At 40.8% G+C, this 19,658-nt stretch carries 17 protein-coding genes; 7 read left to right on the top strand and 10 right to left on the bottom strand.

Annotation, left to right across the window (positions count from 1 at the left end; genetic code table 11):
• Positions 1-8: 8 nt before the first annotated feature.
• Positions 9-1,337, bottom strand: coding sequence for an ammonium transporter (locus WFY05_RS00850; protein ID WP_340110817.1), 1,329 nt, complete (start codon positions 1,335-1,337; stop codon positions 9-11).
• 337 nt (positions 1,338-1,674) lie between these two features.
• Between WFY05_RS00850 and WFY05_RS00845 the strand changes: the two genes are divergently transcribed.
• Complete coding sequence (locus WFY05_RS00845) at positions 1,675-2,142, top strand: Lrp/AsnC family transcriptional regulator (RefSeq protein WP_340110816.1); 468 nt, start codon at positions 1,675-1,677, stop codon at positions 2,140-2,142.
• Here the strand turns inward: WFY05_RS00845 and rlmB are convergent.
• Both rlmB and WFY05_RS00835 read right to left on the bottom strand, forming a co-directional pair.
• On the bottom strand, positions 2,139-2,876 hold the full coding sequence (gene rlmB / locus WFY05_RS00840; RefSeq protein ID WP_340110815.1) for a 23S rRNA (guanosine(2251)-2'-O)-methyltransferase RlmB: 738 nt from the start codon (positions 2,874-2,876) through the stop codon (positions 2,139-2,141). The two genes, WFY05_RS00845 and rlmB, sit on opposite strands and share 4 nt — an antisense overlap.
• Before the next feature lie 121 nt (positions 2,877-2,997).
• Positions 2,998-4,941 carry an ABC-F family ATP-binding cassette domain-containing protein gene (locus WFY05_RS00835; RefSeq protein WP_340110814.1) on the bottom strand — a complete coding sequence of 648 codons (1,944 nt, stop codon included), beginning with the start codon at positions 4,939-4,941 and terminating at the stop codon, positions 2,998-3,000.
• A 414-nt stretch (positions 4,942-5,355) separates the two neighbouring features.
• Between WFY05_RS00835 and rlmD the strand changes: the two genes are divergently transcribed.
• The 4 genes from rlmD to WFY05_RS00815 all read left to right on the top strand — a co-directional run bounded on the left by rlmD (position 5,356) and on the right by WFY05_RS00815 (position 10,701).
• Complete coding sequence (rlmD, locus tag WFY05_RS00830) at positions 5,356-6,765, top strand: 23S rRNA (uracil(1939)-C(5))-methyltransferase RlmD (RefSeq protein WP_340110813.1); 1,410 nt, start codon at positions 5,356-5,358, stop codon at positions 6,763-6,765.
• 145 nt (positions 6,766-6,910) lie between these two features.
• Positions 6,911-8,455, top strand: coding sequence for an OmpA family protein (locus WFY05_RS00825; RefSeq protein ID WP_340110812.1), 1,545 nt, complete (start codon positions 6,911-6,913; stop codon positions 8,453-8,455).
• Positions 8,456-8,466: 11 nt separating this feature from the next.
• Complete coding sequence (gene dinB / locus WFY05_RS00820) at positions 8,467-9,615, top strand: DNA polymerase IV (protein ID WP_340110811.1); 1,149 nt, start codon at positions 8,467-8,469, stop codon at positions 9,613-9,615.
• 78 nt (positions 9,616-9,693) lie between these two features.
• Positions 9,694-10,701: an alpha/beta hydrolase gene (locus WFY05_RS00815; RefSeq protein WP_340110810.1), complete on the top strand. Its 1,008-nt coding sequence runs from the start codon at positions 9,694-9,696 to the stop codon at positions 10,699-10,701.
• A 111-nt stretch (positions 10,702-10,812) separates the two neighbouring features.
• On the opposite strand, the gene pgl is transcribed toward WFY05_RS00815, so the two are convergent.
• The 7 genes from pgl to mutY all read right to left on the bottom strand — a co-directional run bounded on the left by pgl (position 10,813) and on the right by mutY (position 17,403).
• Positions 10,813-11,544, bottom strand: a complete 732-nt coding sequence (pgl, locus tag WFY05_RS00810; RefSeq protein ID WP_340110809.1) for a 6-phosphogluconolactonase — start codon at positions 11,542-11,544, stop codon at positions 10,813-10,815.
• A gap of 126 nt (positions 11,545-11,670) precedes the next feature.
• Positions 11,671-13,167, bottom strand: a complete 1,497-nt coding sequence (zwf, locus tag WFY05_RS00805) for a glucose-6-phosphate dehydrogenase (protein ID WP_340110808.1) — start codon at positions 13,165-13,167, stop codon at positions 11,671-11,673.
• 98 nt (positions 13,168-13,265) lie between these two features.
• Entirely contained in the window at positions 13,266-13,898 is a 633-nt protein-coding gene (locus WFY05_RS00800; protein WP_340110807.1) for a 4'-phosphopantetheinyl transferase superfamily protein, read from the bottom strand.
• The gene (gldD, locus tag WFY05_RS00795) at positions 13,898-14,482 is read right to left on the bottom strand and encodes a gliding motility lipoprotein GldD (protein ID WP_340110806.1); all 585 of its coding nucleotides are present in this window, start codon (positions 14,480-14,482) and stop codon (positions 13,898-13,900) included. The genes WFY05_RS00800 and gldD overlap by 1 nt, the downstream gene beginning before the upstream one ends.
• A 41-nt stretch (positions 14,483-14,523) precedes the next feature.
• A complete protein-coding gene (gldE, locus tag WFY05_RS00790; protein WP_340110805.1) occupies positions 14,524-15,843 on the bottom strand; it encodes a gliding motility-associated protein GldE in 1,320 nt (439 codons plus the stop codon).
• 15 nt (positions 15,844-15,858) lie between these two features.
• Positions 15,859-16,302 carry a single-stranded DNA-binding protein gene (locus WFY05_RS00785; RefSeq protein WP_340110804.1) on the bottom strand — a complete coding sequence of 148 codons (444 nt, stop codon included), beginning with the start codon at positions 16,300-16,302 and terminating at the stop codon, positions 15,859-15,861.
• Between the two features lie 45 nt (positions 16,303-16,347).
• A complete protein-coding gene (gene mutY / locus WFY05_RS00780; RefSeq protein WP_340110803.1) occupies positions 16,348-17,403 on the bottom strand; it encodes an A/G-specific adenine glycosylase in 1,056 nt (351 codons plus the stop codon).
• 137 nt (positions 17,404-17,540) lie between these two features.
• Between mutY and WFY05_RS00775 the strand changes: the two genes are divergently transcribed.
• Positions 17,541-17,825 (top strand): HU family DNA-binding protein, encoded by a 285-nt coding sequence (locus WFY05_RS00775; RefSeq protein WP_038559683.1) that lies wholly within the window; start codon positions 17,541-17,543, stop codon positions 17,823-17,825.
• Positions 17,826-18,044: 219 nt separating this feature from the next.
• Entirely contained in the window at positions 18,045-19,595 is a 1,551-nt protein-coding gene (locus WFY05_RS00770; protein ID WP_340110802.1) for an Rne/Rng family ribonuclease, read from the top strand.
• Positions 19,596-19,658 lie beyond the last annotated feature (63 nt).

Below are 19,658 nucleotides of genomic sequence, written 5' to 3'. Positions count from 1 at the left end.
TCTGATTTTTATTCTTCACTATAAACAAAATTGTATGATTCATCGTGTTGACTCAAGTCAAGTCCTATTTTCTCTCCATGTGGCGAAATGCGCAATGGCACGATCATGTCTGTGATTTTATACATCAATAACGATCCTCCAAAGGTAAAGATTCCAACAATCACAAGGGCAAGAAGATGATATAAAAACGTAGTAGTCTCGCCATGGATTAATCCCACTTCGTTAGCAAATACCGCAGTAAGGATCATTCCGGTAATACCACCCATTCCGTGAGCCGGAAATACATCCAGTGTGTCATCCAGTTTCGATTTGGTGCGAAGCGAAATGGCATAGTTACTTATGATTGCTGCAATAACTCCAATAAAAATACTCGAACCTACATTCACAAATCCGGCAGCAGGTGTAATGGCAACTAAACCAACAACCAGGCCAATGGAGGCGCCAACAGCCGATGGTTTTTTGCCTTGTGCGGCATCGTAGAAAATCCAGGTTAACATGGCTGCAGCTGAAGCCGTATTGGTATTTACTAGGGCAGAAGCAGCAACTGCATCGGCGGCCAGTGCTGAACCGGCATTAAAACCAAACCACCCGAACCAAAGCATGCCGGCACCCAATAATATGTATGGAATGTTGGCCGGCTTGAATTCTTTGTTGGCATCTTTACGACGTCCTAAAAACATGGCACCTGCAAGTGCAGCGAATCCCGCCGACATGTGAACTACCGTTCCACCGGCAAAATCGAGAACTCCCCAGTTTCGCAGAAATCCGTTGGGGTGCCAGGTCCAATGGGCCAGTGGGGCATATATAAAAATGATAAAGAGAACCATAAATAACATGTATGCCCGGAAGCGCACACGCCCGGCAAAAGAGCCGGTAATAAGAGCCGGAGTAATTATGGCAAACTTAAGCTGGAACATGGCAAAAACCGCAAGCGGAAAGGTAGGGGCAAGGTCCGGATTTGTTCCGCCCCCAACGCCTTTAAACATGAAATAGGTTGCAGGGTTCCCAAATAAGCCAAATCCATCGGGACCGATACTGTCGCCAAATGCGATGCTAAAACCAACAATCACCCACAATACACTTACAATTCCCATAGCAATAAAACTCTGAAGCATGGTTGAAATGATATTTCTTGATTGAATCATTCCCCCATAAAACAGGGAGAGACCGGGTGTCATTAAGAGTACCAGGCCTGTTGCGGTCAGCATCCATGCTGTGTCACCCGTGTCCAGATTCGAGTAATCCTGCTCGGCAGCTCCGCCGGGAATAAAAACTCCTAAAATTGCGATGATGATCAGTAAGGCCAACAATAGCCACCAATTTGTTCTATTTTTCATAGTTTGAAAATTTTGACAACCCAAAAATGTTTGGCATTAAAAATCAATAAATAATACCACCACACATTTTTTGTGGTCGTTTGTTCGTAATAGTTTTGTTTTTGCTGTCTGTTTTGATAAAAATACGGAATGAATATATTAAATCATTACAATTAGAGTATTAAAAGTAGAAAAATGAAAGAAAAGAATTGCAAGTTTTAATAAAGTGATAATATTGATACCTGATTTTGGAGAGTGTGGAGGTTTTGTTTCCATTTTGTTACTTTTTTGTATATAGTTTTTATATACGTCGTGATAATGTTAATTTTTTAATATTTTTGATGGAAAATTGTTAAATATGACCTTAAGGAATACCTTAGACGACTGGGACCTAAAGATTTTAGATATCATAACTAAAAATGCCCGAATCCCTTTTAAAGATGTCGCCAAAGAAGTTGGCATTTCAAGAGCAGCTGTGCATCAGCGTGTTAACCGTATGGTCGATTTGGAAGTTATCGTAGGTTCCGGGTATCATATCAACCCCAAGAAAGTTGATTTTAAAACCTGTACTTATATTGGCATCTTTCTCGAAAAAGGTGGCATGTTTTCCGAAGTGGTGAAGAAACTGGAACAGATTCCTGAAATCGTTGAATGCCATTATACCACTGGGGCTTACGCCATTTTTATTAAGGTATATGCGAAAGATAACGAGCATTTAAAATCGATACTCAGCGGGCAGATCCAGAAAATCCCGGGAGTGGCCAGTACCGAAACGTTTATCTCGCTCGAAGAGTCATTCAAACGTACGATCCCGGTAAATATCTAATTTCGCTGGCGGACGGCTTCATAAATCATCAGCGCAGCAGAAACAGAAACATTCAGTGAATCGATTTTTCCGATGATTGGGATTTTTAGTTCCTCGTCGGCAATTTTCAGAATATTGGCTGAAATGCCTGTATCTTCCGATCCCATTACAATAGCCAGCGGCACCGTAAAATCAGCCGAGGTGTATAATTTGTCGGCTTTTTCGGTAGCGGCAACAATGTAAATGCCCGAATCTTTTAAAAACTGAATAGTATCATCCAGGTTTTTTACTTTGCAGATGGGCAGATGGTGGATAGCGCCAGCAGAGGTTTTAACAGCATCAGCACCAATTCGCGCCATCCCTTTTTCAGGAATAATAATCGCCTGAACACCGGCACATTCAGCCGATCGAGCTATAGCCCCAAAGTTTCTGACGTCGGTAATCTGGTCGAGTACCAGAAGTATCGGATTTTGTCCGGCTTCAAAAATCCCGGGCAGCACGGTCTCAATGTTATCAAACTCAATGGGTGAAACAAAAGCAATGACTCCCTGGTGATTTTTTCGGGTGATGCGGTTGATTTTTTCAATGGGAACATATTGAAATACAATTCCATTTTCCCTGATCAGTTGGTGCAATTCTGAAATCAATTCATTTTTCAGTCCTTTTTTGATCAGTACTTTATCGATTGTTTTTCCGGTTTTAATGGCTTCAATAACCGCACGTGTGCCAAATACAAAATCTTCTTTATTTATCATTTTCCGAAACTTATTATTTGAATCCGAAAACCGGTAACTTCAATTTTTCAGTTCTATGATTTGCCCTCCGGTTTTTCTGTTATTTAAAGGTAATGGTTTTAATAGGAAGTTGAAACCATGACTACCAAGTCTTTCTCGAACTCCAATCTTCGAGTTCTTCATGCAGCAGTTCCCATTCGTACATTACCTGTTCCAGTTTGTGCTTGAGTTGTTCGTATTGATCAAAAACCGAGTGATCTTCAATGTTTTCAGGCGAAGCTAACAGCTTGTCCATCGCTTTTAATTTTTCTTCGATTTCCGCAATTTGCGTTTCTGTGTTTTCAACTTTTTTCTCTAATCGCGAAATGTTCCGGTTGATTTCCTTGCGATGTTCAAAGCTTAGCTCCTGGTTATTCTTTTCCTTTTTGGCAGTAAAAGTCTTTGCGGAACCTCTCTGAGCTTCCAATTCTTTTAACGACTCCATCTTTTTGCGGTACAGAAAATCGAAAATTCCGCCCAGGTATTGTTTGGCTTTCTTATTTCTGAATTCGTAAACACAATTAACGAGTCCGTTCAGAAAATCGCGGTCGTGTGATACAACCAGTACTGTTCCGGTAAAATTATTCAGCGCATTTTTAAGGATCTCTTTCGAGCGCATATCCAGGTGGTTGGTCGGCTCATCGAGGATCAGAAAGTTTACCGGCTCGAGCATCAAACGGATCATTGCCAAACGCGATTTTTCGCCTCCACTCAGCACTTTTACTTTCTTGTCGATATCCTCGCCCCGAAACAGAAAGGCTGCCAGTATATCGCGGATCTTTGTGCGAATATCACCAACAGCAATTTCATCGATTGTTTCAAAAACAGTCAAATCCTCGTTGAGCAGTTGCGCTTGGTTCTGAGCGAAATATCCAATTTTAACGTTGTGCCCGAGTGTCAAGTTTCCCTCGTGTTCCAGTTCATTCATAATCACCCGGGCAAGTGTAGTTTTTCCTTCGCCGTTTCTCCCAACAAATGCAACTTTTTCGCCGTTTTCGATCTTAAGATCAATGTCCTTTAAAACAAGAAGATCTCCGTACGATTTGCTGATGTGTTTTCCCTCAACAACCACTCTGCCAGAGCGTGGTGCCGGTGGAAAATTCAGTTTTAACACCGCATTATCCTCTTCTTCAATTTCAATCCGATCAATTTTTTCCAACTGTTTTACACGCGACTGAACCTGAACTGCTTTACTCGCTTTGTACCTGAAACGCTCAATAAACCTCTCCGTATCTTCAATCATTTTTTGTTGATTGCGGTAGGCTGCCAGCGTTATTTCTTTTTGCTCCTGCTTCCATTCCACAAAAGCCGAGTAATTCATTTTCTGATCCAGAATCTTTCCAAGGGAGATTTCAATGGTTCGGTTGCATACGGCATTCAAAAAGGTTTTATCGTGCGAAACAAGAATGACTGCCCCTTTATAGTTTTTCAGAAAATCTTCCAACCACTGGATCGATTCAATGTCGAGGTGGTTGGTTGGCTCGTCAAGTAGAAAAACATCAGGTTTTTTAAGCAGAAGTTTGGCCAACTCAACACGCATTCGCCAACCTCCGCTAAAATCAGAAGTGGGACGGTCAAAGTCACTGCGCTCAAATCCCAGCCCAAGCAAAGTACGTTCAAGTTCTGCCTCGTAATTATCGCCGCCAAGTAACTGGTAACGTTCGTTCAACTCGCTTACCTTATCCAGATTGTTCAGGTATTCAGCCGTATGGTAATCTTCGTTTTCGGCAATAGCCGTATTTAGTTGTGCAATTTGTTTTTCTAGTTTCAGTAGTTCTTCAAAGGCCAGAACAGTTTCTTCCTTTAGGTTTCGGCTATCCTTTATTTTCATCTGCTGTGGCAGGTAACCAATGGTAACATCTCTGGGAATACCAACAGTTCCGCCGCTGGGGTGTTCCTTGCCGCTGATGATTTTTAGCAATGTGGTTTTCCCGGCTCCGTTCTTTCCGATCAATCCAATGCGATCTCTGGGATTGATCAGAAAGCTGATTTCCTTGAACAATTCAAAGCCACCAAAACTCAAATTTATTTTATCTAACGATATCATGCGTGCTAATGAAAAGCCGCAAATATAAATAATAATGAATGAAGTATGCAGGAAAAGTCAGGGCAAAAAAATTACCCTTTCGGGTAAAAAGGAAGGGGAAAGCACTATGGACGCTTTTTGAAGATGATTGATAATTTACAAACCCCTAAACACAAAACCAATCATAAATACAGAAGTCGCTTTCCCCTATTAAGTTTTACTTATTGAAAATAAAACCAACCATTAAATCAGTAACAAATATAGATAAATGTTTAAGATAGCTCTACCATATCGAACATAAAAATGGTTTTGTATGTGCAAAACACCATAGTTTTCCCATTTTGGGAACTTAAAAATTTATTTGGGAACCTTGGACCATAGCAATGATAATGCCGTCTACATTAATAAATTATATTTGCACAAAATTATTTGAACGTGGGCAGAAAAAGGAAAAAACCATTTTACGAAAGTGTAAAAATTGAAGATATTGGTGCTGAAGGAAAGGCAATTGCCAAAGTTGACGACATGGTCGTTTTTACCAAACTCGCCATTCCCGGTGACGTTGTCGACTTGCAGGTAACCAAAAAACGTAAGCGTTATCAGGAGGCTTTTGTTAAGGATTTTAAGGAATACAGTAAAGACCGCATTGAAGCATTTTGCGAACATTTTGGAACATGCGGTGGCTGCAAATGGCAAATGTTACCTTACGAAAAGCAGCTGTATTATAAAGAAAAGCAGGTAAAAGACCAGTTGACCAGGATCGGTAGAATTGAGTTGCCCAAAGTTTCGCCGATATTAGGTTCTGCCAGGAATACATTCTACAGGAATAAGCTTGAGTTTACTTTTTCTAATAAACGCTGGTTGACTTTCGGTGAGGTGGAAGCCGGCGATGATATTAAAGATCCCAATGCTCTGGGATTTCATGTTCCGGGTTTATTTGATAAAGTGATCAACATCGATAAATGTTGGTTACAGCCCGAGCCTTCCAACAAGATCAGGAATTTTATCTTCGAATACGCCGAATGCAACAATCTCGATTTTTTTGATATTCGCGAGCAAAAGGGATTATTGCGAACTTTGATCATACGTACATCCGGCACCGGAGAATTAATGGTGATTCTTACTTTTTTCAAAGAGGTGGAAGATAAAAGAGTTGCGCTTTTAGAGGCTGTGAAAAATGCTTTTCCTGAAATTACATCTCTGTTATATGTTATTAACGGTAAAGGAAATGATACCATAACCGATCAGGCCATTCATGTTTTTAGTGGTCGCGACTACATTCTTGAAGAAATGGAAGGTTTGAAGTTTAAGATCGGTCCGAAAAGCTTTTATCAAACCAATTCTGAACAGGCCTACGAATTATACAAAGTTGCCCGCGAGTTCGCCGGTCTGAAAGGCGATGAAACTGTATATGATCTGTATACAGGAACAGGAACAATTGCCAATTTTGTATCAAGGCTCGCCAAAAAGGTGGTTGGAATTGAATATGTTCCCGAGGCCATTGAAGATGCCAAAGTAAATGCTTCGATTAACAATATAAATAATACATCATTTTGGGCAGGTGATATTAAAAATATTCTGAACGAAGATTTTGTTCAACAAAATGGAAAGCCGGATGTCGTAATTACCGATCCGCCGCGCGCCGGAATGCACGCGGATGTTATCAAAAGTGTTATGAGCATGAATCCGGATAAAATAGTTTATGTTAGCTGTAATCCTGCTACACAGGCCAGGGACCTTGCTTTACTGGACGAAAATTACCAAATTGAGAAAATTCAACCTGTTGACATGTTTCCACACACACATCACGTTGAAAATGTGGTATTGCTGACTCGCAGGTCTTGATTTATTTAGTAAGATACCCTAACTTAGTGTAATCAAATGCAATCAATATGTTATTTGATTTTAAAATAAGGGTCGTATTAAAAAGCTGAAATCAGTTTTTTAATATTTGTTTTTTGTAATTCTAAAATCCTAAATTCAGAATACGATGAAAAAAATCTTACTTTTTTTATTCGGTGTTATACCTATTATGTTAACTGCTCAGCAAAAATGCGTTTTCTTTGAGAAAATGGTCAAGCTTGATACTGAAAAAACAAATCTGAATACCTCCCAAAGTGATTTCGGGCCGGCATTAGTGGATAATGAACTCTGGTTCTCAGCTTTCACCGACGAAGAAATTGAGAAGCTCAACAGTGGATCCGATAAGAAGATTTACTATAACTTATTTACTGTTCCGGTTGACGCGAAAGGAAATGTCAAAGGAACCAAATCGATGAAATTTGCAGAATTAAGTCAGGGGTATCATGCAGGACCGGCTTCGTATTGTGCTGCAACCGGCGAATTGTTTTTAACTTTGAGTAATTTTGAAAATCCTGAAATACGCAACAAAGTATATCAAAAAGCAAATATCAGGTTAAAAGTAATAATCGCGAAAAAAATAAACGGCGAATGGCAAAAGGTTGGCGACTTGCCATTCAATAATCCAGAATATTCGGTCGGCCATCCTTCGGTTACTTCAAGCGGCGATACCTTGTTTTTTGCTTCCGACATTCCGGATAAAGGTTTAGGTGGAACCGATATTTACATGGCAGTACGTTCGAACGGGGAGTGGGGCGAAATGCAAAATCTTGGCGACAAGCTAAATACTCCTGAAGATGATATGTTCCCGTTCATTTATAAAGGTCGTTTGTTGATTTATGCTTCGAGCGGGATGAAGGATGGAGATGACCTCGATCTTTATGCAGCAGGCTTAATGGGCGATAAAATAATGTTACCCAACGCTATAACAGAGCTGAATTCTGACGGCGATGATTTTGCTTTCGTTATTCATCCCAAAGGAGAAGTAGGTTACTATTCTTCAAATAAAACAGGAGGCATAGGAAGTGATGATATTTACAAAGTAATATTAACGCCACAAGGGAAACATGAGCTGGAACTGGTTGTAATGGACAAGAAAACAAAACAACCGATACCGGATGCAAAAATCACTTTTGCCGGAGTTTTAAAATTGATCGCCGGACTTTTGTTTAAACAAGAGCTGGAAAAAGATCAGAGTTATGCTGTATCAACAAATATCGATGGATACATGAATGATTCAAAAGTCATTTCAACGTTTGGAAAACCATTTGGTGTAATCCACGATACACTCTGGGTGGAAAAAGTAGAAATAGGCCAGAAATTTGTTATGGAAAACATATACTACGATTTCGACAAATCAAATATTTTACCCGCCTCGGCAGTTGAACTCGACAAACTTGTTAAGGTAATGAACGACAATCCGGGATGGAAAGTTGAACTGGGATCGCATACCGACAGCAGAGGTAGCGATGTGTATAATATGGCGCTCAGTCAAAGACGTTCTGATTCGGCAGTTGCCTACATTGTTAGCAAAGGCATTTCAAAAGACCGGATTATCGCTAAGGGCTATGGCGAAACTCAACTCGTAAATAAATGTGATGATGGCGTTCCGTGTTCGGCTGCCGAGCACCGTAAAAACCGTCGTACCGAATTTAAAATTCTTGAGATGAATTAGCATAATCGAATATGCTACTAAGAAGAAAGCTGTTCAGTGTGAGCAGCTTTCTTTGTTTTTATATTTTTATGGCGATGACGGCACAAACAGAAATCCGAAAAATTATCCACATTGATATGGATGCATTTTTTGCATCAGTGGAGCAACTGGATAATCCGGAGTTACGTGGAAAGCCTCTTGCTGTTGGTGGCTCGAGCGAACGCGGGGTAGTAGCTGCAGCCAGTTACGAAGCGCGAAAATTTGGTGTTCGGTCCGCAATGGCTTCAAAGGTTGCCAAAAGGAAATGCCCGGAACTGATTTTTGTGAAGCATCGTTTTGAAAGGTATCGTCAGATCTCGCACCAGATCAGAGAAATATTTTTTGAGTATACCGACCTGGTAGAACCACTTTCTTTGGATGAGGCTTATCTCGATGTTACATTCGCAAAAAAGGGTAAGCCTTCAGCAACACTGATTGCTCAGGAAATCAGGAAACGTATCTTCGATGAAACCGGACTTACTGCATCGGCCGGGGTTTCGTACAATAAGTTTCTGGCAAAGGTGGCTTCCGATGTAAACAAGCCAAATGGAATTTTTGTTGTGACCCCAAAAGAAGCCCAGGATTTTATCGATGAACTGGAAGTGAAACGATTTTTTGGAATTGGAAAAGTTACCGCTTCAAAGCTCAATAAAATGGGTGTGTGGTTTGGTTGCGATCTGCGTAAAATCGATCGTTTAGAGTTGGTTCATTTGTTTGGGAAAGCTGGAAATTACTATTTCGATATTTGTCGCGGAGTGGATAACCGGCCGGTACAACCCTCGCGCGAGCGAAAATCGGTAGGTGCAGAAAATACGTTTTCATACGATTTGTACGAATCCGAAGAGCTGGAAACAAAATTGCTGAAAATAGCGGATAAAGTATGGGAACGTTCGACTAAATCGCAGGTAAAAGCCAAAACCCTGACGCTCAAGTTTAAGTATTCTGATTTTGAGCAACACACCCGCAGTAAAACCATTGAGGCCGGATTCGTTGCAAAAGAACAATTTGTTCAGGAGAGCATGAAACTCCTAAAAACTGACTATGGATTTACAAAAGGAATTCGATTGTTGGGGCTAACATTATCAAATTTTATTCACGACGAACCTGCGAAAAAAGCAGTGCAGTTGGTGATTGAATTTTAATAAAAATTGTTTTTGATTCGATCTCTTGCATATTTTCAACAATCTCATGTATCTTTCAGCAAAACTTAGTTTTACACTATGAAACGCATCAAGAATTTTTTGGCGATACTGATTTTACTGATCATTGTAACTTATTTGCTGGGGCCAAAGCCAGACGAGCCTGAGCTGAATAAAGATCTGCCGTCGATTTCAGCAAGTATTGCAACCATGGATTCTTACATTGAAAAGAAGGAGGCAGCATTTAATATTAAACCCGACAATGAATCACGTATTTTCTGGGCCAACGATTCGATACACGAACGCACGGAATACTGTGTGCTTTACCTGCATGGGTTTTCAGCATCGTGGTACGAAGGTTATCCGGCACATGTTGAGTTTGCAAAACATTTTGGCTTCAATTTATACACGCCCCGTTTGCACGCCCATGGTTTGGTCACTGAAGATCCGCTTATGGACATGACACCGGATAAATTGTGGAATTCGGCAAAGGAAGCTTTAATGGTGGCCCGAAGCTTAGGGAAAAAGGTGATTATAATGAGTACCTCAACCGGAGGAACGCTTGGCTTAAAACTGGCGGCCGATTTCCCGGAATATGTAGATGGTTTGATTCTTTATTCGCCGAATGTACGCATCAACAATAACAGTGCTTTTTTACTATCGAAACCCTGGGGATTACAGATCGGTCGCAAATCGATTGGCGGGAAATACCGGGTAACAAACGAGGATTTCGACTCGAAAGATTGCCAGTACTGGAACTGCAAATACCGGGTAGAGGCCATCGTTTATCTGCAGCAGTTGGTTGAGTCAACCATGAAGAAAAGCACCTTTACGCATGTAACTGCACCGGTTTTTCTGGGCTATTATTACAAAGATGAAAATCACCAGGATGAAACGGTTCGGGTAGATGCCATGTTAAAGATGTTTGATCTTCTGGGAACTATTCCTTCGCAAAAAGTAAAGAAAGCATTTCCCGAAGCCGGAGAACATGTAATTGCCTGCGAGCTTACATCAGGTTGTGTTGACGAAGTAATTGCAGAAAGCATCAAGTTTGGCGAGGAAATTTTGGGTTTGGAGCCAAATAATTAGAGAACCTCGGATGAGATGCTGAAACAATTTCAGCATGACGTGATTTGAATTGAAGTACAAACTTGCCACAAACGTCTCCCTGAACTTGATTCAAGGTCCTTATAGTTGAAGCTAGGAAATCAGTGACGCAGCTTCGTCATCCAAAAACCAGATTAAATCACCGTTTTTAGGCGCAATATAGTATGCCGGTAAAAGTTTGGCAGCTTCGCTGTCGTTCATAATTTCTGAGATACGCATGGCTTTATTTGCACCGGTAACCAAAAAGTAGATGCGGTTGGCATTGTTCAATACATTTCCGGTAAGCGTTATTCGCTTTTGCCCGGTTAGCGGGTGTTCGGCCACTGCACAGTTCTCGGGATATTCAAATAGTTCAATCTGGTCTGGAAAAATCGAGGCGGTATGCCCGTCATCGCCAAGCCCAAGAATGATCAGATCAAAAACCGGATCCTTCCCACGGGAGTTAAGCGTTTCTTCCAGCTCTTTGGAATAACGTAATGCTTCTTTCTCCGGATCTTCCTCACCCCGGATTCGATGAATGTTTCCCTCCGGAATATCGATGTTGGACAGCAAATAATCAACCGTCATTTTGTAATTGCTCTCGTCACTGTCGGGCCCAACGCAACGTTCGTCGCCCCACCATAAATGAATGCGTTCCCACGGGATCTCGTCCTTGTATTTTTTGCTGATCTTTTTAAAAAGCCCTTTTGGCGAATTACCTCCTGAAAGTGCAATGTCGAAAACCTTTTGGTTCGATTCGCGGGCGAGTTTAATAATGCTTTTGGCAATACCTTTATAAACTTTCTTGGGTGTCTTGTATATTTTTACCTCAGTGCTATGTTCCATTGGTTTTAAAATTCTTATTCCCAAATATATGCAGATTATTTCTACAAAACGATAAAAGCCATCTATTAAAAATAAAATACCTTGCCAGACAATTTATGCCCTTAAAATTTGTGCATTGTCCTTCGGCTAAAGTTCACAATACAAACCATCGTTAGTGAGGTTCTTGCAGGGATAACGCCAGTTACCATGAGTGACCAGATTCTCCGCTTCTTCCGGTCCCCAGGTTCCTGCAGGGTAACCGTAAATAGGAATCTCAGGATTACTCTGCCAGGCATTCAAAATGGGTTGAACAAATTCCCAGGCTCGTTCAACGGCATCGCCACGGGCGTAAAGCGTTGCATCGCCAATCATGCAATCGTGCAACAATCGTTCGTAGGCTGCCGGAACTTTAGCATCGGCAAGATCGGAGTAGTGAAAATCCATGTTTACGTTTTGCACCTTAAAACCGGCACCCGGAGTTTTCATGCCAAATTTAAAAAGAATGCCCTCGTCGGGTTGGATTCGGATGATCAGCTGGTTATGCGTTTGCACCTGTCCGTGACTATCGAATAAATGGTGCGGAACTTTTTTAAAAGTGATTACTATTTCAGTAACCCGGGTAGGCAGTTTTTTCCCTGTTCGAATAAGGAAGGGAACACCGGCCCAGCGCCAGTTATCGATAAAAAACTTCAGTGCAACAAATGTTTCGGTGCGCGAAAGGCGGTCCACTCCCGATTCGTCGCGATAACCTTTTACGTCTTCCCCTTTTATTTTTGAAGCCATATATTGTCCCCTGATCACATGCCGTTGAACTTCATTTTCTTGAATTGGTTTTAGCGACTGAAATACCTTCAGAATTTCGTTTCTGATAGCATTGGCTTCTACCACAACCGGCGGCTCCATGGCTACAAAACCGGTTACCTGGAGCAAATGGTTTTGAATCATGTCGCGAAGTGCTCCGGAATGATCGTAATAACCGCCGCGGTCCTCCACTCCCAGGCTTTCTGCAGAAGTTATTTCTACCCGTTCAATGTAACGCCGGTTCCACAAAGGCTCAAAAATTCCATTTGAAAAACGGGTGACCAACATGTTCTGAACCGTTTCTTTTCCGAGGTAATGATCTATACGATAAATCTGATCCTCAGCAAAATAATTCAATAATTGTATGTTGAGCTCTTTTGCTGTTTCCAGATTATTTCCAAACGGTTTTTCCACAATCAGACGCCTGAAGAATTTTTCTGACTTTGAAAGACCAACTTCATCGAGCAATTTCGGGATCACTGAGTAAAGCGAGGGTGGAGTGGACAGGTAGAAAATAAAATTTTCATCAATGTCCAATTCAGAAGTCAACTTTTCCAATCGCGTTTTTAATGGTTTAAAATCTTCGGATGAGTTGTTTTGTACCGACTGGTAGTAAAGCTTTTGTTTGAATGCTTCCACTTCATCACTTTCGGGTAAAAACTCATCGGCCCGTTTTCTGAAATCTTCATCAGATAAGCCTGAACGTGAGGCGCCCAGTACAGCAAACTTTTCGGGTAAAAGTTTTTGTTTGTACAATTCGAAAAGTGCCGGAAGTAGCTTTCGTTTTGTAAGATCGCCCGAGGCACCAAAAATAATGAGTATTTGACTTTTTGCCTGTTTCATTGCTTTTTTATTAAACGGTTTACTGAACCACAGATTTAGAAACGGAATGTGACGTTTTCCAAAAGCAGAAGTCCAGCATTACATAGGTTACATTGAACTTATAGTTCAACACCATAAACCAATACATTGTTTTCAAGATAATGAAAATACAGATTGTAATAAACGGTTTGGTCCTTTAGCTGTAGTTGCCCTTTAAAACGATGTCCATCGCTTGCTTCAAATCCTTCGATCCTAATGTGGTTGTTAAACTGGATTCCATGTTCGTCGGAACATTTAAATATGGCCTCTTTAGCCGACCAGTACCCAATTTTTGCGGGTTGCAGGTGGTTTAATTTTGATATAAATCGCCGTTCTTCGTCGTGAAGAAAACGTGTGGCTACCCGATCAATATTACGTTCGGTCTGTTCAATATCGATTCCATTTTTTTGATCTGAAATAAACACGCTTGCGAAATCAGCCGAATGGGAGATACTGAGGTGTTTGCTGTTGTTTGTCAAAAATGGTTTCCCGAACTCATTGTATATGAGCAAAGGATCTTTGCCGAGTGCCATTTTTACAAGAATACGCGCTGCAAGAAATTCTGTTTTTCGTTTTTCAGACTGCATGTTCTCAAAACGCTTTTGATCTTCCGGCTGCAATTGAACCAACTGAATCAATTCTTCTGGTTTTTCGGTCAGTTTCCAGGTCCCTATCCAGCCGAATTCATTTGGTATTTGTTTGTAGAAAGGCATTACTTCCAATGTGTGGTTTCAATCATTCTGATGACGTCCGGTTCAATAAAATCGATCACCGGGCGAAGCGAATCAATGTCCGGAACCTCGCGAATATAAAAGGCACCGCGTAAAAAGTGTTTTGTGCTGTCGGTAAGGAAAAACTGCATTGGAGAAGCGGCATTTCCATGTATCTGGTAAATGGTGCCATAAACCTCATCGGGTTTGTTAATGAACAGTTTTTCATCGATAGCGGTGGCCTTTATCGAATGCTTGTATGCCAGTTCCCGTGTTTCTTCCATCAGTTTGAAAAGCAACTGGCGTGTCGGTTCTTTATGGTTCTGAAGATCGTAATACGAAAAGTGTATTTCCGCTTTATTTTCAGGTATTTCAACATTTATCCAGTACTTTTCATCCGGATTATTCCGGTTGTTTTGAATGGTTGAATAATCAGGAACTTCGAACTCGTATGGAAAATCTCCTTGCAGCTTGCTGTAACTCTTTTCCGGAAATTCAATCCTGAAAAAGCCTCGCGGTTTTGGTGTGTGACTCTGGCTACACCCACTTAATAATACTATAACAACAAGAATTTTAAGGAATCGCATAACGATTGTTTTTGTCTTCGAATGACCGTTTCCGCAATACTTTATTTGATATTGACCTTTATCTCTTTGATCCGTCGGTTATCCACCTGTTTAATAATAAACACAAACTGCTTGCATTTTATTTCTTCATTGAGCTTCGGAATTTCACCTTTTAACTCCAGGATCAAGCCGGCCAGGGTATCAGCATCGCCTTTTACCTCATCAAAGATTGTGTCGTCGGAATTGGTGATGCGGTAGAAATCGCCCAGCAAAACTTTAGCATCAAACACAAAGTTTTTGTCATCTATTTTAGTGAAGAATTTTTCCTCTTCATCAAATTCATCAGTGATGTCGCCAACAATCTCTTCCAAGATATCTTCCAACGTTACTATGCCCGATGTACCACCATATTCATCAACAACAATGGCCAGATGCACTTTTGTTTTTTGAAACTCTTCGAGCAACGAACTGATTTTTTTGGTATCGGGCACATAAAACGGTGGGCGGATGAGGGTTTGCCATTTAAACGACATGTTTTTATGGTAATGCGGCAAAATGTCTTTAATGTAAAGGATCCCGCTCACATTATCAAAACTATCGATATACACAGGTATTCGCGAAAATCCAGAAGAATTGATGGTATTTATCACCTCATCAAAATTTGTTTTGATATCGAGAGCCACCACATCAACCCGGGGCTTCATGATTTCACTAACGCTTTTATTTCCGAATTTTACAATGCCTTCCAGAATATCTTTTTCGTCCGACAATTCATGGTCGGAGGTGAGTTCCAAGGCCTGCGAAATCTCATCTATCGAAATATTCTTTCGGTGTTTTTGCATCCGCCTGTTTACAAAACCGGTCGAACGGATAAGTACAGAATTGATTGGTCGGCATATTTTTTCGAGCGTTTGTAGTGGCAAGGCCATGGTTTTTGCAAAACGCAGCGCCGAATGCGATGCATAAACTTTTGGAATGATTTCGCCAAACAACAACAGGAAAAAAGTGATCAGCACCACCTGGAAAATAAACTCGAGAATCGGAGCATTTACAATCGAAACCAGGTTATTGGTAACAAATGCGGTTAAGATGATGATACCTATATTCACAAAATTGTTAGCCACTAGAATGGTCGCTAAAAGCCCTTCCGGCGAGTCCAGGTTTTCCAAAACACGCTTGTTATTCCTTCCCGGCTTTTTCAATTTTTGTTTCTCGGAGGCCTTCAAGGAAAAATAGGCGACCTCTGATCCGCTGATCATAGCCGAACTAAATAAAAGCAGCAGCACGATAAGCAGAGCTATTACAATTCCGATTGTCAAGGGGTGAAATTCAATGTTCCAGCCTTCAAGAGAAAGGGCTCCGGGTAACGGGTCGGTTTCCAAATTCGAAATTTTTGATTAGAATGGTAAGTCATCGTCGCCCTCCGGAGTGTCGATGTCGGGTTCTTTTACGTCCGGGGTCGATTCTTGTGACGATGATGAACTTGTGCCTGAATCCGGACCCTGGTTGGAGTCTTTCGATCCCAGCATCTGCATCACATCTCCATAGATCTCTGTTATGTATCGTTTGTTTCCGTCTTTGTCGTCGTAAGAACGGGATCTGATTCGTCCTTCGATATACAGCTGACGACCTTTGGTTACATATTTCTCTGCTACATCGGCAAGTCCACGCCATAGAACAATGTTGTGCCACTCGGTGGTGGTTACACGATCGCCGTTTTTGGCGGTATACGATTCTGAAGTGGCCAATGGAAAATTAGCTACAGCAACTCCTGAATCCAAGTGTCGTACTTCGGGATCTTTTCCTACGTTTCCTACTAAAATAACTTTGTTTACTGACATAATCTTTAATTATTTAGGTTAACATTATTGGTTATTATTTCCTTTTTATTTCTCAAAATTCAATTCTTCTAAAAACAATTCCAGTAATCTGGGTACAGCAAATTTAGAAATATCTTTTTTATTTACCTTAAAGTATGGAGCTTGAATCTTAACATCTTTCGAAACTTCAATGCGTATAACTCTCGCCCAAATTATCCGATGACTTAAAATGTGCTTTCTTGTGGCTGACACTGAAAGAAAATTACAGGAGCTGTTTTCAGGCAAAAAAGGTATTTTTTGTAGGATTATTGTTCTGTCGTTCAGTGCTTTTGGCGTTTCGAGGAGCGGAAACTGATACAGATTTTTCCAGATGTCGTTATCCTCGCGTTTTTCGAGGTAACAATCATCCCCCTGTTCAATCAGGTAATAGTAGAAGTAACGGTGACTTTGTTTTGTTTTTTTTGCCTTTACCGGCAACGATTCAATTTGTTTCATCTTATAGGCAAAACAACCACTAATTAGCGGGCAATTTTCGCAATCGGGCGACTTGGGCGTGCATTGCAGCGCTCCAAATTCCATGAGTGCCTCGTTGTGCATTCCCGGATCGCTGCCGGAAATTAATTCTTCGGCCAGTTCCTGGAATTCTTTTTTCCCTTTTGTAGAATCGATTGGAGTGTCGATGCCAAAATAACGCGAAAGCACCCGATACACATTCCCGTCGATGGCCGGGTAGGCAAGCCCATATGCAATTGAAGCTATTGCTGCAGCCGTGTAGGGGCCAATTCCGGGTAACAGTCTGATTTCGGCATAAGTATCGGGAAAAATCCCACGATGTTGCTCCGTTATCATTTTGGCCGCCCGGTGCAGGTTTCGGGCCCGTGAATAGTAACCCAGCCCCTGCCAGAGTTTCAGCACCTTATCTTCCGATGCTGTTGCCAGGTCGACTACGGTTGGAAATTCCTCCGTAAACTTATGGTAGTAGCCGGTACCTTGTTCAATTCGTGTTTGTTGAAGAATAATTTCAGATATCCAGATCTTATACGGATCGTTGGTTTGCCGCCACGGTAAATCGCGTTTATTCTTCTTGTACCATTTATATAAAGTTCCTTTTAAATCGTGCATTTTCTTGTAACCCACTAAAAATCTTGAGAAAAACAAAAATAAATTATTTGAAAAAGCTTTCCGGTTTTTAAATTATTTTTATTTTTGCACACTCGAATAAAAACGATTAATATATTGAAAATTAAATATTTTAAGAGATGACTAAGGCAGATATTGTAAACGAAATTTCGAAAGAAACTGGAATTGAAAAAGTGACTGTGCAAAAAACAGTTGAAGCTTTTATGGAAACCGTAAAAGATTCTTTAGTAGATGGAAAAAATGTATACCTAAGAGGTTTCGGTAGTTTTGTTGTTAAGAAAAGAGCAGAAAAAACCGCAAGAAATATTTCGAAGAATACAACTATTATCATTCCAGCTCACAATATTCCTTCGTTTAAGCCAGCAAAAACATTTGTATCGGAAGTAAAGAACCAAGTAAAATAATAGAGTTATGCCAAGCGGAAAGAAGAGAAAGAGACATAAGATGGCCACTCATAAGCGCAAAAAAAGATTGCGTAAAAACAGGCACAAAAAGAAAAAATAGAGTTTTATTAAGATAGAACTCTTTAGAGAAGATGGTTAAACCTAAAGCATTTATGCTTTAGGTTTAATCTGTTATAAATAGTAGTATTAACCATAAAATTTAAAGTTAAAATTTAGGTTGTGAGTAGCGATTTAATAATTGATGTAACTCCATCCGAAATTGTAATTGCTTTACAGGAAAATAAAAAGCTTGTAGAATTATCAAGAGAAAAGAGCGGGGCAAAATTTGCCGTCGGGGATATCTACCTCGGAAAAGTAAAAAAGATTATGCCTAGCTTGAATGCCGCGTTTATCGACGTGGGTTACAGTAAAGATGCTTTTTTGCATTACCTCGATATGGGGCCCCAATTTGCCACATTGAACAAATTCCTGCGAATTGTTTCATCACGTAAGAACAAAGTTTCTTCCATCGCAAGAATAAAGTCGGAACCCGACATTAACAAAGAAGGTAAGGTAAATGAGCTTTTAAAAGTAGGTCAGAAAATACTGGTTCAGGTTGCCAAGGAACCCATATCAACAAAAGGGCCGCGACTAACATCAGAGATTTCAATAGCAGGCCGAAACCTGGTCTTAATGCCTTTTAGCGATAAAATATCAGTATCGCAAAAAATTAGGACCAACGAAGAAAAAAGCCGGTTAAAAAAACTGGTACAAAGCATTAAGCCCCGGAAGTACGGGGTGATTATCCGAACTGTAGCCGAAGGAAAAAAAGTGGCAGAACTCGATCAGGAGCTGCGACGACTAGTCGATAAATGGTCGACAACTTTTCACAAGCTAAGCAGGGCACAGGTACCCTCACTCGTCATCGGCGAGATAGATCGTACAACTGCTCTTTTGCGCGACATTTATCATCCTGATTTTAACAGCATTATTGTAAACGACCAATCGGCCTACGAAGAAATTGCCGATTACATAGGTAGCATTGCACCTGACAGAAAAAAAATTGTCAAGTACTACAAAGGACGACGTCCTGTTTTCGAGCACTACGGTGTAGAAAAACAAATCAAGGCGTCATTCGGTAAAACCGTTTCTTTTAAAGATGGTGCCTATTTAATCGTAGAACATACCGAGGCGTTTCATGTAATTGATGTTAACAGCGGTAATCGCGCCAGGGCCGGCAACGACCAGGAATCAAATGCACTGGAAGTAAACCTGGCCGCCTGTAATGAAATAGCAAGACAGTTACGGTTGAGAGACATGGGTGGAATCATAGTTATTGATTTCATTGACATGCACGTCGCCGCCAACCGCCAGAAAGTGAATGAGCACATGCGGGAGGTTATGGCGAAAGATCGGACAAAGCACAACATTTTACCACTGAGTAAATTCTGCTTAATGCAGATTACGCGCCAACGGGTGCGACCCGAAGAAAATATCGAAACGGCAGAGAGCTGCCCAACTTGTAAAGGAACTGGTAAAATAGTGCCCTCTATTCTTTTTGCCGACGATTTAAACGGCAAAGTGAAATACGCTCTAAAAGAGCTGAATAAGAAAAAATTACATCTTAAAGTTCATCCATACGTGGCTGCATACCTTACCAAGGGATGGAAAAGCGCACGAACCAAATGGTTTTTAAAATACTTGAGGTGGGTGAACGTTGAAGAAAACAGTGCTTATTCGTACCTCGAATATCACTTTTACGATGAAAATATGGAAGAAATTATCTTATAAAAGAAAAGCCGTTCAGTTATGAGCGGCTTTTCTTTTGACATAAAATGATTAAACTTATTTTTG

Source organism: Maribellus mangrovi (genome assembly GCF_037646455.1).
Lineage (GTDB): Bacteria > Bacteroidota > Bacteroidia > Bacteroidales > Prolixibacteraceae > Draconibacterium > Draconibacterium mangrovi_A.
This window is presented reverse-complemented; position numbering and strand designations above follow the sequence as displayed.

Coding starts and splice junctions, on each gene's coding strand:
- WFY05_RS00850 (WP_340110817.1), bottom strand. CDS start 1,337: ATGAAAAATAGAACAAATTGGTGGCTATTGTTGGCCTTACTGATCATC.
- WFY05_RS00845 (WP_340110816.1), top strand. CDS start 1,675: ATGACCTTAAGGAATACCTTAGACGACTGGGACCTAAAGATTTTAGAT.
- rlmB (WP_340110815.1), bottom strand. CDS start 2,876: ATGATAAATAAAGAAGATTTTGTATTTGGCACACGTGCGGTTATTGAA.
- WFY05_RS00835 (WP_340110814.1), bottom strand. CDS start 4,941: ATGATATCGTTAGATAAAATAAATTTGAGTTTTGGTGGCTTTGAATTG.
- WFY05_RS00825 (WP_340110812.1), top strand. CDS start 6,911: ATGAAAAAAATCTTACTTTTTTTATTCGGTGTTATACCTATTATGTTA.
- dinB (WP_340110811.1), top strand. CDS start 8,467: ATGCTACTAAGAAGAAAGCTGTTCAGTGTGAGCAGCTTTCTTTGTTTT.
- WFY05_RS00815 (WP_340110810.1), top strand. CDS start 9,694: ATGAAACGCATCAAGAATTTTTTGGCGATACTGATTTTACTGATCATT.
- pgl (WP_340110809.1), bottom strand. CDS start 11,544: ATGGAACATAGCACTGAGGTAAAAATATACAAGACACCCAAGAAAGTT.
- zwf (WP_340110808.1), bottom strand. CDS start 13,167: ATGAAACAGGCAAAAAGTCAAATACTCATTATTTTTGGTGCCTCGGGC.
- WFY05_RS00800 (WP_340110807.1), bottom strand. CDS start 13,898: ATGCCTTTCTACAAACAAATACCAAATGAATTCGGCTGGATAGGGACC.
- gldD (WP_340110806.1), bottom strand. CDS start 14,482: ATGCGATTCCTTAAAATTCTTGTTGTTATAGTATTATTAAGTGGGTGT.
- WFY05_RS00785 (WP_340110804.1), bottom strand. CDS start 16,302: ATGTCAGTAAACAAAGTTATTTTAGTAGGAAACGTAGGAAAAGATCCC.
- mutY (WP_340110803.1), bottom strand. CDS start 17,403: ATGCACGATTTAAAAGGAACTTTATATAAATGGTACAAGAAGAATAAA.
- WFY05_RS00775 (WP_038559683.1), top strand. CDS start 17,541: ATGACTAAGGCAGATATTGTAAACGAAATTTCGAAAGAAACTGGAATT.